This window comes from Pedobacter sp. L105 (assembly GCF_009765875.1).
Lineage (GTDB): Bacteria > Bacteroidota > Bacteroidia > Sphingobacteriales > Sphingobacteriaceae > Pedobacter.
In genome coordinates, this window is the sequence record NZ_LMUP01000008.1 from 696956 (window position 1) to 712365 (window position 15410).

General features: G+C 42.0%; 13 protein-coding genes, 2 tRNA genes and 1 rRNA gene. 5 read left to right on the forward strand and 11 right to left on the reverse strand.

All coding sequences use genetic code 11. The annotated features are described in order from the left end of the window. Nucleotides 1–10: 10 nt before the first annotated feature. Nucleotides 11–1210 (forward strand): DUF1501 domain-containing protein, encoded by a 1200-nt coding sequence (locus GSQ84_RS18215; protein ID WP_158798693.1) that lies wholly within the window; start codon nt 11–13, stop codon nt 1208–1210. On the opposite strand, the gene GSQ84_RS18220 is transcribed toward GSQ84_RS18215, so the two are convergent. Then, a complete protein-coding gene (locus tag GSQ84_RS18220) occupies nt 1207–2190 on the reverse strand; it encodes an App1 family protein (RefSeq protein WP_254070902.1) in 984 nt (327 codons plus the stop codon). The two genes, GSQ84_RS18215 and GSQ84_RS18220, sit on opposite strands and share 4 nt — an antisense overlap. A 67-nt stretch (nt 2191–2257) precedes the next feature. Between GSQ84_RS18220 and GSQ84_RS18225 the strand changes: the two genes are divergently transcribed. After that, nucleotides 2258–3121 (forward strand): diacylglycerol kinase family protein, encoded by an 864-nt coding sequence (locus tag GSQ84_RS18225; RefSeq protein ID WP_158798694.1) that lies wholly within the window; start codon nt 2258–2260, stop codon nt 3119–3121. Here GSQ84_RS18225 and GSQ84_RS18230 read toward each other — a convergent pair. The 7 genes from GSQ84_RS18230 to GSQ84_RS18260 form a co-directional block, all read right to left on the reverse strand. Continuing rightward, nucleotides 3118–3819 (reverse strand): peptidoglycan DD-metalloendopeptidase family protein, encoded by a 702-nt coding sequence (locus tag GSQ84_RS18230; protein WP_158798695.1) that lies wholly within the window; start codon nt 3817–3819, stop codon nt 3118–3120. The two genes, GSQ84_RS18225 and GSQ84_RS18230, sit on opposite strands and share 4 nt — an antisense overlap. A gap of 2 nt (nt 3820–3821) precedes the next feature. Beyond that, nucleotides 3822–4211: a ribosome-binding factor A gene (locus tag GSQ84_RS18235; protein ID WP_158798696.1), complete on the reverse strand. Its 390-nt coding sequence runs from the start codon at nt 4209–4211 to the stop codon at nt 3822–3824. A gap of 18 nt (nt 4212–4229) precedes the next feature. Next, entirely contained in the window at nt 4230–5423 is a 1194-nt protein-coding gene (hflX, locus tag GSQ84_RS18240) for a GTPase HflX (RefSeq protein WP_158798697.1), read from the reverse strand. Nucleotides 5424–5447: 24 nt separating this feature from the next. After that, nucleotides 5448–6239, reverse strand: a complete 792-nt coding sequence (gene trpC, locus GSQ84_RS18245) for an indole-3-glycerol phosphate synthase TrpC (RefSeq protein WP_158798698.1) — start codon at nt 6237–6239, stop codon at nt 5448–5450. A 17-nt stretch (nt 6240–6256) separates the two neighbouring features. Further along, nucleotides 6257–6829: an aminodeoxychorismate/anthranilate synthase component II gene (locus tag GSQ84_RS18250; RefSeq protein ID WP_158798699.1), complete on the reverse strand. Its 573-nt coding sequence runs from the start codon at nt 6827–6829 to the stop codon at nt 6257–6259. Between the two features lie 7 nt (nt 6830–6836). Beyond that, complete coding sequence (locus GSQ84_RS18255; RefSeq protein WP_158798700.1) at nt 6837–8249, reverse strand: anthranilate synthase component I family protein; 1413 nt, start codon at nt 8247–8249, stop codon at nt 6837–6839. A gap of 220 nt (nt 8250–8469) precedes the next feature. Beyond that, nucleotides 8470–8931, reverse strand: coding sequence for a cytochrome B (locus GSQ84_RS18260; RefSeq protein ID WP_254070903.1), 462 nt, complete (start codon nt 8929–8931; stop codon nt 8470–8472). A gap of 342 nt (nt 8932–9273) precedes the next feature. Between GSQ84_RS18260 and GSQ84_RS18265 the strand changes: the two genes are divergently transcribed. Together GSQ84_RS18265 and GSQ84_RS18270 are read left to right on the forward strand one after the other, a co-directional pair. Next, nucleotides 9274–12294, forward strand: coding sequence for an amidohydrolase family protein (locus GSQ84_RS18265; RefSeq protein WP_158798701.1), 3021 nt, complete (start codon nt 9274–9276; stop codon nt 12292–12294). Beyond that, complete coding sequence (locus GSQ84_RS18270; RefSeq protein ID WP_158798702.1) at nt 12287–13609, forward strand: amidohydrolase family protein; 1323 nt, start codon at nt 12287–12289, stop codon at nt 13607–13609. Before GSQ84_RS18265 ends, GSQ84_RS18270 begins: the two co-directional genes overlap by 8 nt. 128 nt (nt 13610–13737) lie before the next feature. Here the strand turns inward: GSQ84_RS18270 and GSQ84_RS18275 are convergent. Then, a tRNA-Asp gene (locus tag GSQ84_RS18275) sits at nt 13738–13883 on the reverse strand. A gap of 25 nt (nt 13884–13908) precedes the next feature. Next, nucleotides 13909–14016, reverse strand: a tRNA-Asp gene (locus tag GSQ84_RS18280). A 154-nt stretch (nt 14017–14170) separates the two neighbouring features. On the opposite strand from GSQ84_RS18280, the gene GSQ84_RS18285 reads away from it, so the two are divergent. Continuing rightward, nucleotides 14171–14647: an Lrp/AsnC ligand binding domain-containing protein gene (locus GSQ84_RS18285; protein ID WP_158798703.1), complete on the forward strand. Its 477-nt coding sequence runs from the start codon at nt 14171–14173 to the stop codon at nt 14645–14647. 424 nt (nt 14648–15071) lie between these two features. On the opposite strand, the gene rrf is transcribed toward GSQ84_RS18285, so the two are convergent. Continuing rightward, nucleotides 15072–15183 (reverse strand): 5S ribosomal RNA (rrf, locus tag GSQ84_RS18290). Nucleotides 15184–15410: the final 227 nt, after the last annotated feature.

Here is a 15410-nt window from a genome sequence, read left to right on the forward strand (position 1 = left end):
TGATCAGACCATGGAAAGAAGAGATTTTTTAAGAAACGCAGCCTTTGCAGCAGCCGGTACATTTGTTGTTCCAGCTTTCATGAAACCATTTGAAGCATTGGCACTGGATGAATTGAGCCTGTACAAAAACCTGGTGGTGGTGCAGCTTTCCGGAGGTAACGACGGACTGAATACCGTAGTCCCTTTTGGAAATGACATCTATTACCAGATGAGAAAAAACATTGCCATTCCCAAAGATGAAGTAATTAAGCTGAACGATATGCAGGGGTTAAACCCTAACCTCAATTGCCTGCGGGAATTATATGATCAGGGATGGATGTCTATTATCAATGATGTAGGTTATCCAAATCCCGACCGCTCGCATTTTCGTTCTATGGATATCTGGCAGACAGCGAGTGATGCCAACCAATATCTTTCTACCGGCTGGATAGGCCGTTACCTGGATTCCAATTGTGAAACCTGTAAGTTTCCCTATACGGCTATTGAAGTAGATGACAGCCTCTCCCTGGCAATGAAAGGAGCTGGTAAAAAAGGAATCGCTTTAAAAGATCCCGCTACTTTATTCCGTAATACCAATGAACCCTTTTTCAGGGAAATGGTTAATAGCGACAAAGAACACCTGGATGAAGATAACCTCGGTTACCTGTACAAAACCATGATCGAAACCTCCTCTTCGGCAAGTTATATCCAGAATACCTCCAAATTGTATCATCCCAACTATACCTATCCTGCTACTGCCTTTTCCAATCAGCTGAAAACTGTAGCCAACTTTATCTGCTCGGGACTAAAAACGAGGGTATATTATGTTTCTCTGAGTGGTTTTGATACCCATGTTAACCAAAATAACCAGCAAGGGCGTTTGTTGCAGCAATATGCAGAAGGCATGAATGCTTTTATCAAAGACCTGAAACAAAACAATAAACTGGACGATACACTGGTCATTTCCTTTTCCGAATTTGGCCGCCGGGTAGCACAGAATGCCAGCAACGGCACAGATCACGGTACAGCCAACAATATGTTTGTATTTGGCGGAAAGCTGAAAAAACAGGGAATCTTTAATCCGGCACCCAACCTGGCGAATCTGGATAACGGGGATTTAAAATACCAGATAGATTTCAGGGAGGTCTACGGTACGATACTGGATAAATGGCTGGATGTTAATAATGGGCAGGTATTAAACAAGCGGTTTAACACGCTCGACTTTATCTAATCGCTGATCAGCCCGATGTTCACGGAATGATCGATCGCCTCATGGCTGTCGATAAAAAGACAGGTACGGATCTGCTGCTCTTCCTCTACTTTTTTTAAAATCTCCCGCGTTGCTTTTTCCCTGCTCGGCCTGATGTTCCGGATATAGATCGCTTCTATGTTTTTTGGATATTTTAAAGCAATCGAGGCATATATATCCGGGTCGCGCTGTGAGTTGTCCCCAAAAAAAACAAACTTCTGGTTAGGAAAAGCATCCAAAATACGCATTACGCGGATGAGTTTACCTTCATGGCCCGTCTTACCAGTTTTTAACAAATCGCTCCACCTTTTAAGCTGGTTCAGCAAAAAAGCCCCTTCAGGCAATTTATTAAAACGGAAAGTTTCTACCAGGTAATCATATAAATTCCACTCACTGCTGGAAACGTAGAAAAAAGGATTAGGATGACCTGCATCAGTATGCGAATAAGCCAGCAGGTTATAATGTGCGGCGGCCCCGGGAAAAGTTTTCCGGGTATGCGGGTTCTTAATGAACAATTCACGCAATCGCCTCCCAATACTCGCAGAATGAGAGATCATTACCGTATCGTCAATATCAGAAATAAAAGCATACTGGGTAATATGCGGTACATAAACATCACCGGTATTTTCTGCGAGGATCTCTCCCCCCTCACCAATAACGGACACTTGAACAGGATGCCATCCGGCAGAAAGATTATTTGTAGCCTCCCATTCAAACTTAAAAAATCCATCATATTCTGTGGTCTGAAAAATCACCTGATCATAAAAACTGAGCCTTACTTTAGCCTGGGGATAGGGTTTTAAAATAAATAACCGGAGCAGATACCTGATGTTCACCCAAAAATTATTACTGTATTGCTGTTCACTTTTCGCCCTGAATCTAAAAGCATGGCCATATAATACCAGGTTATGGGTATGGCCGTAACCATGATATATCTTTACACTGACAGAATTATTCATCATAAACCAAACAGAGCATAGAAGAAGTTGTTTGTCTGTTAAACAATGTAACGAAATTAAAATCACTGAAATGAAATTACTTTTTATTGTTAACCCGGGTTCGGGAAGCGACGATACAGATTTCAAAACGGTGATCACAGATTTTTTTAAATCCGGGGAACATCATTTTGAAATCTATGAACTATCCGGGAACCATAACCAGGATCAACTTAAACCAGTGATCACTGCGTCAATGGCCGACCGTGTCATCGCCGTTGGCGGAGATGGAACGCTGAAACTCGTAGCAGAATGCCTGCAGGGAACAAAAACCCCTATTGCAATTATTCCTGCCGGTTCTGCCAATGGAATGGCAAAAGAACTGGGTATCCCTACTATCATACAGGACGCGCTGGAACTGGCTGTAAACGGTGAACCTAAAGAAATCCATGCGGTACTGGTGAATAACGAACTTTGTATCCATCTATCGGATATCGGCTTTAATGCCTATATCGTTAAAAAATTTGACGACCTGTCACAAAGAGGGATGCTGGGTTATGCACGGGCTGCCTGGAAAGCGTTATGGAGCCATCACCGGATGGAAGTAGAGATCAACATTGGAACACAAACCATCCGGTCTGAAGCCGCAATGGTAGTCATTGCCAATGCCACCCGCTATGGAACTGGTGTAGTGATCAACCCTGAGGGCAAATTGGATGATGATGTTTTTGAAGTAATCCTGGTAAAGCAGTATTCCTTTCTGGAAATCTTCAAAATACGTTTTACCAATCTTCCTTTTAATGCTGAAAAAATTGAACTTTTCCATGCCAGTGAAATGCGTATCACCACCAAACATGCAGCACATTTTCAGGTAGACGGAGAATATATGGGGAAAGTGAGACAGATCGATGCCCGGTTATTGCCAGCTGCGATAACTATAATTGTTAAACCTGCCTAGTTAAAAGTAGACTCCAGAATTAATCCCGGATCTGGACAGTTGTTTAAATAAACTTCTCTTTTGGAGAACTGGCATACACCAGGATAATCTCCTTTTTTATCTTCCAAATCAAAGATCAGCTGAAAATGCAGATGGGGCGGCCAGTTTCCATTCTCTTCCGAAATTCCTAAAAAAGCAAACATCTGCCCTGTGGGAATAACCTGCCCTTCCGTTAGCCCGGCAATAGAAGCCACACTCAAATGTCCATAAAGGGCATATACTGTCAGGCCATCCAGATTATATTTTAAGATGATCGTTCCGCCATAATCGCCAAACTGATTGTTGTTTTGAAAGCTGTGTACTTCCGCTTCATAGAAATTATAAACGGGTGTTCCTGCCTCTGCCCAGATATCTACACCCAGGTGCAACCGCCGGGGTTCTTCCTCCGTATTAAAATGTGCACTGCGGTTATAGATCGTACGGTGCTCATTGTAGCCTCCAACACCATAACGGCAATGTGCCTCTTCCAGCTTATGCGCTATCCAGGAGGAAAAAACTGCCGTATCATTCAGTACTTCAGCGGTCAGCTCTTTATTGTCAGCCGTAAAATCAAAAGGCAACAACAGATCAGCAGCAGGATTGAAGTCCACTACCCTGCTGATCTGATCTTTATTTTTCAGCAGCCATACCTTTAGCTTTTCAAGAGGTGCTGCAGCCATGATTAATCTTCTGTTTCTTCTTCCTCTTTACCTTCTTCCTTACGTTCCCTGGAGATTTTATCAAAAATCTTATCCATATGTTCTACATAAGTATTGGTATCATCCAGAAAAAAAGTAAGGGTAGGCACTACCCTTGCCTGATGGCGGATGCGTGTGCCCAGTTTATACCTGATCTCACTGGCATGAGAGTTTACCGTTGCAATAGATAAACCTGTATTGTTGGTAGCCAGAAAACTCAGGTAAACCTTTGCTACGGCCAGATCAGGAGATACACGAACTTTTGTAATCGTAACCAGTGTATTGGGTAGGTACTCTGCTCCTTCTCTCTGAAATATTGTAGCTAACTCCTCTTGCAGTACACCAGCAAATTTCTGTTGACGTTTACTTTCCATGATTTTGTGATCTTTTATTTAATATAATAATTTGTCATAAGGATAACGCGCCGTATGAAGTTCTACCACAGTAGTATATAACAACTGTTTAAACTCTTCCAGGTTCTCCTTATGCAGTGCTGATATAAATAACGCCGGGGCATTGTTCTGCGCCATCCAGCTTCGTTTAAAATCTTCCAGCGTTAACGTTACCTTCTCGTCTTCATTTTCTTCATCAACCTCCGGACTCACATAGGCATCGATCTTGTTAAAAACAACGATGGTATGTTTATCCCTTGCGCCAAGTTCTTTTAAAGTTTCGTTCACCACATTGATCTGTTCTTCAAAGCTGGTATGCGATACATCTACCACGTGAATCAGGATATCGGCTTCCCGAACCTCATCCAGTGTAGATTTAAAACATTCCACCAGGTGATGGGGCAATTTCCTGATAAACCCAACGGTATCAGACAATAGAAAAGGAAGATTGTCGATCACCACTTTTCTCACGGTAGTATCTAAAGTGGCAAACAATTTATTCTCTGCAAACACTTCCGATTTAGACAGCATATTCATGATCGTAGATTTTCCTACGTTGGTATAACCAACCAAGGCAACCCTGATCAACTCTGTCCGGTTTTTCCGTTGTGTTTCGTTTTGTTTATCAATCAGCTTCAACCGCTCCTTTAACAGGGAGATCTTTTCCAAAATCATCCTCCTGTCACTCTCAATCTGCGTTTCACCCGGCCCGCGCATACCAATCCCACCTTTCTGGCGCTCCAAGTGAGTCCACAAGCGGGTCAGTCGCGGTAATAAATATTGTAATTGTGCCAGCTCTACCTGAGTTTTAGCCTGCGAAGTTTGTGCACGGCCAGCAAAAATATCCAGGATCAGGTTACTCCTGTCCAGAACTTTTACTTCCAGTTCACGTTCTATATTACGGAGTTGTGATGGTGAAAGTTCATCATCAAAAACTACCATATCAATTTCTTCCGATTGAACGTAGGCCCTTATTTCTTCCAGCTTTCCTGTACCAACGAAAGTACCACGGTCTGGTTTCAGCATTTTTTGCGTAAATGTATGATCCACTACGCCACCTGCGGTATCTACTAAAAATGCCAGTTCATCTAAATATTCTTTTGTTTGCTCCGGTTTTTCTCCCGGTCTGATCACGCCTACCAGTACTGCACGTTCCTGTTTAACCGCGGTATCATAAGTTTTCGCTTTTCCCATCGTATATATACAAAGATACAAAAGTTATACCGAGATCATCTCTTCTGCAAATTGCTGCATCGCTGCTCCGGGATTGGAAGTCTTCATAAAATTCTCTCCAATCAGGAATCCGTTAAATCCGGCCGATTTAAGTTCATTAATGATCTTTGGATCACTGATCGCACTCTCCGAAACCTTTAAAAACTGATTCGGAATTTTTTTGATCAGGTCGAATGAGGTCTGAATATCGACAGAAAAATCTCCCAGGTTACGGTTATTCACTCCAATCGCATCAATCAGAGGATTCATACTTCTTTTCAGTTCTTCCGCATTGTGCACTTCCAGCAGGATATTTAATCCAAGGTCCTTTGCCAAAAGACTAAAAGTATCAATTTGTTCATGTGTCAGAATGGCAGCTATCAATAAGATAATATCTGCTCCTAATGCCTTTGCCTCCACGATCTGATATTCGTCAATCATAAAATCCTTGCGCAGCAACGGCACACTATTGGCCGCCCTTGCTTCCAGCAGGTCATTAGGATGACCGCCAAAAAAATCCATATCCGTCAAAACAGAAATAGCCGAAGCCCCTGCGGCAGCATAACCATTGGTTACCTCTACCACTGAAGAATGATCGTTGATAATTCCTTTAGATGGAGAACGGCGTTTAAACTCTGCTATAATGCCCGTCCTTGCCGGGTCCAGCATAAATTCCCTCAGGGAATAGGGTGTTCTGTTAAAATAAACTCCCTTTTCAAGTTCCTCAATAGAGACCAGTTTTTTAGCTTGTTCAACCTCTTCCTTTTTTCTGAGAACGATTTTATCTAAAATATTCATCGTATGTATTTTATAGGTTAGTTTTCTAACCAGTTTTTCATCATCTGTTTACCGTATTCTGTCAATATACTTTCCGGATGGAATTGCACGCCTCTTACATCATAGGTTTCGTGTCTCAAAGCCATGATCTCTGCGCTGGCATCTGTAGCAGTAACCTTCAGACAAGCCGGAAGCCCTTCCTGGCTCACTACCCAGGAATGGTAACGTCCTACATTAATACTTTCCGGACAATCTTTAAACAGCAATTCTGTGTTATCAATCACATCAATTGGCGTAGCTACTCCATGCATTGGCCTGCCCAAATTTAATAAGGTTCCGCCAAATGCTTCTGCAATAGCCTGCTGGCCCAAACAAATACCCAGTATACTTTTTTCAGGTGCATAAGTGCGGATCACATCCAGTAATAAACCGGCTTCATCGGGTACGCCAGGCCCCGGAGATAATAATATTTTATCAAACTGGGCCACATCTTCCAGGGCAAACTTATCGTTTCTCCATACTTCTGCTTCTCTACCCAATTCATTTATTAAATGCACTAAATTATAAGTGAACGAGTCATAATTATCTATGACCAATATTTTCTTTTGCATGTCCCTGTTAAATATGATTAATCCCTTTAGCCATTTCAATTGCTTTGCGTAAAGCTGCAATCTTATTGTTTACTTCATTCATTTCATTGACAGCAATTGAATCTGCTACAATGCCTGCGCCAGCCCTGTAATGCAACTGGTTATTTTTACTCATAAATGTACGGATCATGATGGCATGGTTAAATTCATCTCCAAATCCCATATATCCTATCGCCCCTGCGTAAAAATTACGCCCCAGTCCTTCATATTCATCGATCAGCTGCATCGCTTTATACTTTGGTGCACCGCTCAGCGTCCCTGCCGGATAGGTATCAGCCACTACTTTAAATGCAGAAACTCCATTTTGCAGGTTACCGCTTACTTTAGATACCAGGTGAATTAAGTGCGAGTAATACTGCACTTCTTTGAAAGACTTTACTTCCACATGGTTACAATGCCTGCTCAGGTCGTTCCTCGCCAGGTCAACCAGCATCACATGTTCTGCACTCTCCTTAGGGTCCTGTTCCAGTTTCCTGGCCAGTTCAGCATCTTCCTCATCATTTCCGGTACGCTTAAAGGTACCTGCTATCGGGAAGATATTAGCCACCTCATTTTTAATGGTGATCTGTGCCTCGGGCGATGAGCCAAAGAGTTTGAAACTGCCATAATCGAAATAAAACAGGTAAGGTGAAGGATTTATCGAACGCAGACAGCGGTAAACATTAAATTCATCACCAGAAAACCCCTGGTTATAGGCACGGGAAGGAACAATCTGAAAGACATCCCCTCTAAGGATATGTTTTTTCATCCGTTCTACAATATCCATAAAACCTTCATTGGTGAGGTTGGAATGTTCATCCCCCACCGTATCAAAACTATATTCCGGGAAGTTTTTATTCTGGATCAGGTATTCTATTCTTTCGAGGTCGTCAGTTCCTTCCCCGTTAAAATTATTTTTGAAGATGGTCACTTCATTCTTAAAATGGTCTATAGCGATGATGTAGCGATAGATATGATACTGCATTAAAGGGATCTCCTCATTTGCAGGCGCTTTAGCCGTAAATTTGATATCTTCAAAATACTGTACTGTATTCCAGGTAAAATAGCCGAACAGGCCTGTAGAGATGTATCTTTTCTCCTCTACAGGCTGTGCATCAAACCTGGCTTTAAAAGCTTCAATTTCATCCGTAAGGATGAAATTTTCTTTAACTTCCTTTTCTCCATTTGGGAAATAAGAAGACAGCTTGCCACCCTGTAGTATAATTCCTGCTACAGGTTCTGCGCAAACATAACTGACAGAGTTCTCCCTGCTGTGGTAATCCGAACTCTCGAGTAAAAGTGTATTAGGAAAAACATCTCTTAAACGCAGATAGATACTTACCGGAGTAATGGTATCTGCCAGTCTCTTCTTATAAATGGTATTGATCTTGATTTTTTCCATTGTATGATTGTGATATGCTGATAAAAACAAAAAACCCGACGTGTTTACGTCGGGTTAGTTATGTGTGGTTTGGTTTAGGTTGATAAACTATAAGGTACACAGGGCTACGACGAAACTCTTTTCAGAATTACCGCGCCATTGCCAAGTATGTTTATTGCTAATCATGGATAGCAAAAATAGAAATAAATCCAACAAACCAAAATTAAATCGTAAAAAAATATTACATCCCAAATAAATGACGGCTTGGATCAACTTTTACCATCGCTAAAATTGCCGCTGTGATAATTAACAAAGCCAGACCGAAATACATGAATATGGTAAGGTGTTTCAACCGGGCACTGTCTCTCTTTTTAGAGCGTGCATTACCCACAGTTATGAGGATGATCGCAATAACCATCATCGAAATATGTTCCATTTTCCAGTAACGCTGCACACCTACAGACATATCGCCTTTATACCAGTCGTGCATAAAATAAATTGCTAACCCTAAAAGCAGCTGGATATGCGCACTGATCAATGCAAAAACATTTAATTTACGGCTGCCTTCGGTATAAGGTTTGTTTCCAAAATAGCCCATTAATGCATTAATAAAAGCGATCAGTAATAAAATGATCACCAGATAACGCCATCCAGAGTGTGCACTCTTTAAGATTTCATAAATACCCATAGTTTTTTTTCTCAAAAATAAGGAATAAATCCAATCCCGTAAAAATGATCTTTAATAAATGACATTTATAATCATTATACAAGGTTTAGCAGTGATTTCCAGCCACCATCACAAAAATCAGGTAAAAAATTTGATATAAAAATGTCCTTTCTCATTTTTTGCTTAAATTAAAACCATTACCTAAACTTTACTAATTCATGAAGCCTTTCATGAGCCCATAACGCTCAAATCAAAGGATAAAGCCCATGTAAGCTTCATAACCAAAATTTTATTCTGATGAAAATTGCATAGGCTTACAACTCTCCAAAGAAGAGCAAGCTCATGCAATCTTCATAACCGCTAAAAAACAATTATAAAATGATGAAAAATCTACTTACGCTCGCGTTAGTTTTTTCAGCTGCAATTGTATTTGGTCAGCAAACCTATCCTGTCAACGGATCTTATGATACCAGGCCAGGGTTATTTGCTTTCACCAATGCCACAATTATAGTGAATGCTAACCAAACCATCAGTAATGGGACATTACTGGTGAAAGGTCAAACGATCCAGTCCGTAGCACAAGGAACAAAGGTTCCCGACGGATATGTACAGATCGACCTTAAAGGGAAATTTATCTATCCTTCCCTGATCGACCCTTTTACTTCTTATGGATTACCCGAACCTGTTCGTCCTGAAGGTGGCGGCGGAGGAGGTGGAGCCAGAAGATCTATTTTTGTAACCACAAAAAAAGGTTCCTACAACTGGAATGAAGCCATCAGGCCCGAAACAGAAGTCAGGAATATTTTCACTATTGACACGAAAAAAGCAGACGACCTGCGTAAAGCCGGATTTGGAAGCGTAAACGTCATTAACCGCGATGGTATTGCACGTGGCACCTCTGCTGCCGTGGCGCTCAGTGACGAGCGGGAAAACAATGTGATACTGAAAGATCAAACCGCTGCCAATTACTCTTTTAACAAAGGTTCTTCTCAAAATGATTATCCAACTTCCTTAATGGGTTCTATCGCGTTGTTGCGCCAAACCTATTATGACGGGCAATGGTACAACAAGCAGAAAAAAGAATACAATATCTCCCTTAAAGACTTTAATGAACAGCAGAACTTGCCCCAGATCTTTGAGGTGGATGGCTGGCAAAACATCCTCCGTGCCGCCAAAATCGGTAAAGAATTTGGCAAACAGTATATTATCAAATCAACAGGTGATGAATACCAGCGCATCGATGCCGTTAAAGCAACAGGCTCCAGTCTCATCGTTCCGGTAAATTTTATTAAAGCTTATGATGTAGAAGACCCCGCTGAGGCAAGGAACCTCACCCTGGCACAAATGAAAAACTGGGAAATGGCGCCCGGCAATCTGGCAGCGCTGGAGAAAGCCGGGATTAGGTTTGCCTTAACTTCCTACGGACTGGACAACCCGAAAGATTTCTGGACCAACATCCACACGGCCATTGAAAATGGCCTGACAGAAAAACAAGCCCTGCTTTCCCTCACAGAAATCCCTGCAGAAATGATCGGTATTAGTGCCCAGGCGGGAACGCTGGAAAAAGGCAAACTTGCCAATTTTATCATTACTTCAGAAGATCTGTTTAAAAGTACCAATGTGATCTACGAAAATTGGGTACAGGGAAAACGGTATGTGGTCAGCAAAATGAACATCAATCAGCTGACAGGAATTTATAACCTTACTGTAGATAACATCGGTACCTTAAACCTGAAAATTAACGGCACCACTGCAACCGTTCAGCAGCAGGGAACAGACACCACAAAAACAAATGCAAATTTTGTCCGTAATGGAGACTGGGTAAGTATCAGCTTTAACCTGAAAAAGAATCCCTCGGGAGGAGTGCGGTTAAGTGGATACCTGACTTCAGAAAATCCGGTGATATTGAGAGGTGAATCTGTCCTTGCGGATGGAACCGGAGGAAAATGGTCGGCCCAGTTTAAAGAAGCTAACAATGAGCCCCCTAAAAGTGACAATGCCAAAACCGTTCCCTCCACAGGTAAATTGATTTACCCCTTCGGTGCTTTTGGAACTGAAACTGCGCCTCAGCAGGAAACCATCCTTCTGAAAAACGCAACTGTATGGACCAATGAAAAAGAAGGTATCCTGCAAAATGCAGATGTACTCATTGAAAATGGCAAGATTAAAGCGGTTGGCAAGGGTCTTTCGGCCGGAGGCGCCAAAATAATCGACGCCACAGGCAAACATGTTACATCCGGAATAGTGGATGAACATTCCCATATTGCTATAGCAGGTGGTGTAAATGAAGGCGCACAGTCTTCATCAGCCGAAGTACGCATTGCCGATGTGGTCAATTCTGAAGATGTAAATATTTACAGACAGCTTGCCGGCGGGGTAACCACCTCACATTTACTGCATGGTTCTGCCAACCCGGTAGGCGGACAGTCGCAGCTGATCAAATTACGCTGGGGTAAAACTCCCGAAGAATTAAAATTTGGCGGCAACGATGGCTTTATCAAATTCGCCCTGGGAGAAAATGTAAAACAAAGCAACTTCGGTTCGGGCATGCGTTTCCCTGTAACGCGGATGGGCGTAGAACAAACTTATATTGATGAGTTTACACGTGCTAAAGAATACAAAGCAGAATTAGCGGTTAAAGGGAGTGTGGTACGTAAAGATCTGGAACTGGATGCTATCGTAGAGATCCTGGATAACAAACGGTTCATCACCTGTCACTCTTATGTACAGTCGGAAATTAATATGCTGATCCACACAGCCGACAGCATGGGCTTTAAGATCAATACTTTTACCCACATCCTGGAAGGTTACAAAGTGGCCGACAAAATGAAGGCCCATGGTATTAATGGTTCTACCTTCTCCGACTGGTGGGCTTACAAGTTTGAGGTAGCTGAAGCGATTCCATACAATGGAAAAATAATGCATAACATCGGTATCGTTACTGCTTTCAATTCAGATGATGCAGAAATGGCACGCAGACTAAATCAGGAGGCCGGTAAAGCGATATTATACGGCAATGTACCACAAGAAGAAGCCTGGAAGTTTGTTACGCTCAATCCAGCCAAAATGCTTCATGTAGATAACCGTGTAGGTAGCCTAAAAGCTGGTAAAGATGCCGATGTAGTAATTTGGTCTGATAATCCTTTATCCATTTATGCCAAAGCCGAAAAAACTTTTGTAGACGGCGTGCTTTACTGGGATATAGACAAAGACGCACAACTGCGTGTGACACAGCAATCAGAAAAAGCAAGGCTCGCACAAAAGATGATTGAAAGTAAAACCAAGGGCGCTCAGACACAGCGTGCAACGAAAAGGGCACCGCGTATTTACAACTGCGAGTCGCTCGAAGATTATTCTGCTGAATTAAACGATATGGAAGGAGTAAAAGCTCATGAATAAATATATTTTTACTTTGCTGCTTACTGCAGTAAATACAGTTTGCTGCCTGGCCCAGGCCAATATTTCCCCTGCCGCTAAACAAACAAAAACAATAGCCATCACCGGGGCTACGATACATGTAGGTAATGGTACCGTGATACAGAATGGCACAATCGTTTTTAACAACGGGAAGATCCTGTCCGTAACAGCCAATGGCCAGGTGCCGCAGGGAGATGTGATAGTCATCAAAGCAGATGGCAAACAGGTATATCCGGGATTTATTGCTCCTATTACCAATCTGGGCCTGATTGAATTTTCTTCCGTTAAGGCTACCCTGGATTATGAGGAGATTGGAAATTTCAATCCCCATATCCGTTCCCTGATCGCTTACAATACAGACTCAAAGGTACCGGCTACGCTCAGAAGTAATGGTATTTTAATGGCCCAGATTACTCCTGAAGGCGGTACCATTTCCGGGAGCTCTTCTGTGGTACAGCTGGATGCCTGGAACTGGGAAGATGCGGCCATCAGGGCCGATGATGCGATGCATATGACCTGGCCAGCTATTCCACGCCAAAGAGGTGAAGGAGGCGGCGGCAGAGGCAACCGCATGTTGCAGACACCTGAGATGCTGGAAGAACGCAAACAAAATGCCATCAGCGAACTGGACGGTTTCTTCGCTGAAGCAAAAGGTTATGCAGCGATCAGCAAACCTGCTGTTACCAATTCTCGTTTTGCAGCGATGAAACATCTGTTTGATGGAAAACAGCAGTTGTTCATTAGTGCCGATTCACAAAAAGATATTGTGGACGCTGTAAACTTTGCAAAGAAGTATAACATTAAACCCGTGATCGTTGGCGGTGATGAAGCATACCGGATCATAGATTTTTTAAAGGAAAATGGAGTTTCAGTAGTGGTTAAACAACCGCATGCCCTCCCCAACGAGAATGACGATGATGTCAACATGCCTTACAAAAACGCGGCAGTATTGGCCAATGCAGGGATCAATGTGGTAATCAGCATAGATGGTTACTGGCAACAAAGGAATCTCCCTTTCATGGCGGGTACTGTAGCAGCCTGGGGATTAGACAAAGAAAAAGCACTTTCAGAGATTACCCTGAATACGGCTAAAGTGCTGGGTATTTCAAAAACCACGGGCAGTTTGGAAACAGGAAAAGATGCTACCTTATTTATCTCTTCCGGCGATGCCTTGGATATGATCACCAATCATGTAGAGAAGGCTTATATCCAGGGAAGGGATATCAATTTAGATAATCTGCATAAACAGCTGGATAGAAAGTTCAGTGAAAAATATGGAATGAAGGTAAGCGATTAGCCTGCGTTTAACCTGATAGAGATTCGTCTCTGAGGTCTTTCCTGAAAAGGGAAGGCCTCTTTTTTTGCGCATAAAAAAAGCAACCCGCCTCCGGGTTGCTTAATTAACTAACTTATTAATAAAAAAACTGGCTGTTGGGGAAGGAGTCGAACCTTCAAGGGGAAGTTAGCCTCAGTTCAAAAAATTAATTTGTGGTCAACCCATAAACTGTGTTTATCCCATGATCCCCACCACCGAGACAAGGAGGTGTGTCTGCCAGTTTCACCACCCAACAATAAAAAAAGAACGGCATTCTTTTGCTGTAGGGGAAGGAGTCGAACCTTCAAGGAGTGGTTAGCCTTTACAGGTTTTCCAAATTCTCCACCACCGAGACAAGGAGGTGCGTCTGCCAGTTCCACCACCCTACAGAATGTAAACAATTGTAAAAAAGAACTACTTTTTTGCTCTTGCTTGATACAAATGTAACAAGCATTACCATACGTTGCAAATATATTAATGAATTAATTTTATTATTATGACTATTGTAATTATATTGGAGCATAATTAGAATAACTTGAAATCATGCTTAAAAAAGAAAGCCAAAATTTAGAGATTGATAACCTTGATATTGATATTTTAAAGCAATTAATGCAGGATGCTACGAAACCTTATACGGAAATTGCTAAAGATTTGATCGTTTCAGGGGGTACAATACACGTTCGTATGAAAAAACTCCAGGAAATGGGCATTATTAAAGGTTCACATTTGATTATTGATCCGCAAAAAGCTGGTTATGATATTTGTGCCTTTTTAGGAATCTACCTGGAAAAAGGTATACAATATAAAGATGCCGTTGCCCAGCTCAGTAAGATCAAAGAAGTGGTAGAACTCCATTATACCACCGGAGCTTATAGTATGTTCGCCAAGATCATCTGCAGGGATACGAACCACTTGAGACATGTATTGAACGAAGAGATACAGGCTGTTGAAGGAATCCAAAGAACAGAAACCCTGATCTCACTGGAAGAGAGTATTAGAAGGCAAATAGAACTAGGCTAAGCTGGTGGAAATCGACTGCATTAAAAAGTATCCTGTACTCTTTAATGCAATTAAAAGCTTGCTGTGTTTATCTGGATATCTGTAACGTCTCTCTCCTATATATTATTCTAAATGATACTTTCCCGTCAGCTTGAATGCTGACACCTGAAAGCTATTGCATCAACTCAGCTGAATTTCTGGAGTATATGATTACGCATACAATGAGAGTATAGAGATACCCTCCTCCAATTTTATCACCCCAAACATCAACTCATCATGAAACCAGCTTTAGCCGGTAAGGTATGAAAGACTTGCGTTGATCACCAGGGAAAAGTTGCCTCTAAAAAAGATCGTCAGCTAAGAGCGGGATAACGCCAACTCACCGTGAATAAAAAAGGTTAAAAACCAGAAAAGCCTCTCAGTTTCCTGAAAGGCTTTCTTTAAGATTTGGCACCGACCTACTCTCCCACGTGTTACCGCAGTACCATCGGCTCTGGTGGGCTTAACTTCTCTGTTCGGAATGGGAAGAGGTGGACACCACCGATATAGGCACCTAAATGTCTTTATCGAGCTCGCTTTTGTATTGCTACTCTAGCGATGATTACTTGATATAATATTTTATAATGTTTATGCTCATGGTTTCCCTTAACTTGTATCCCTCTTCGCTCTCGCTATTTGGATGCCGTTTCGGTCGCCCTGCCTAAACAATGACAATGATTGAAAGAAGTTAGTCTGAAGAACAAACAACAATTTTTTGCTCTTGAAAGCTTCGGATGATTAGTAT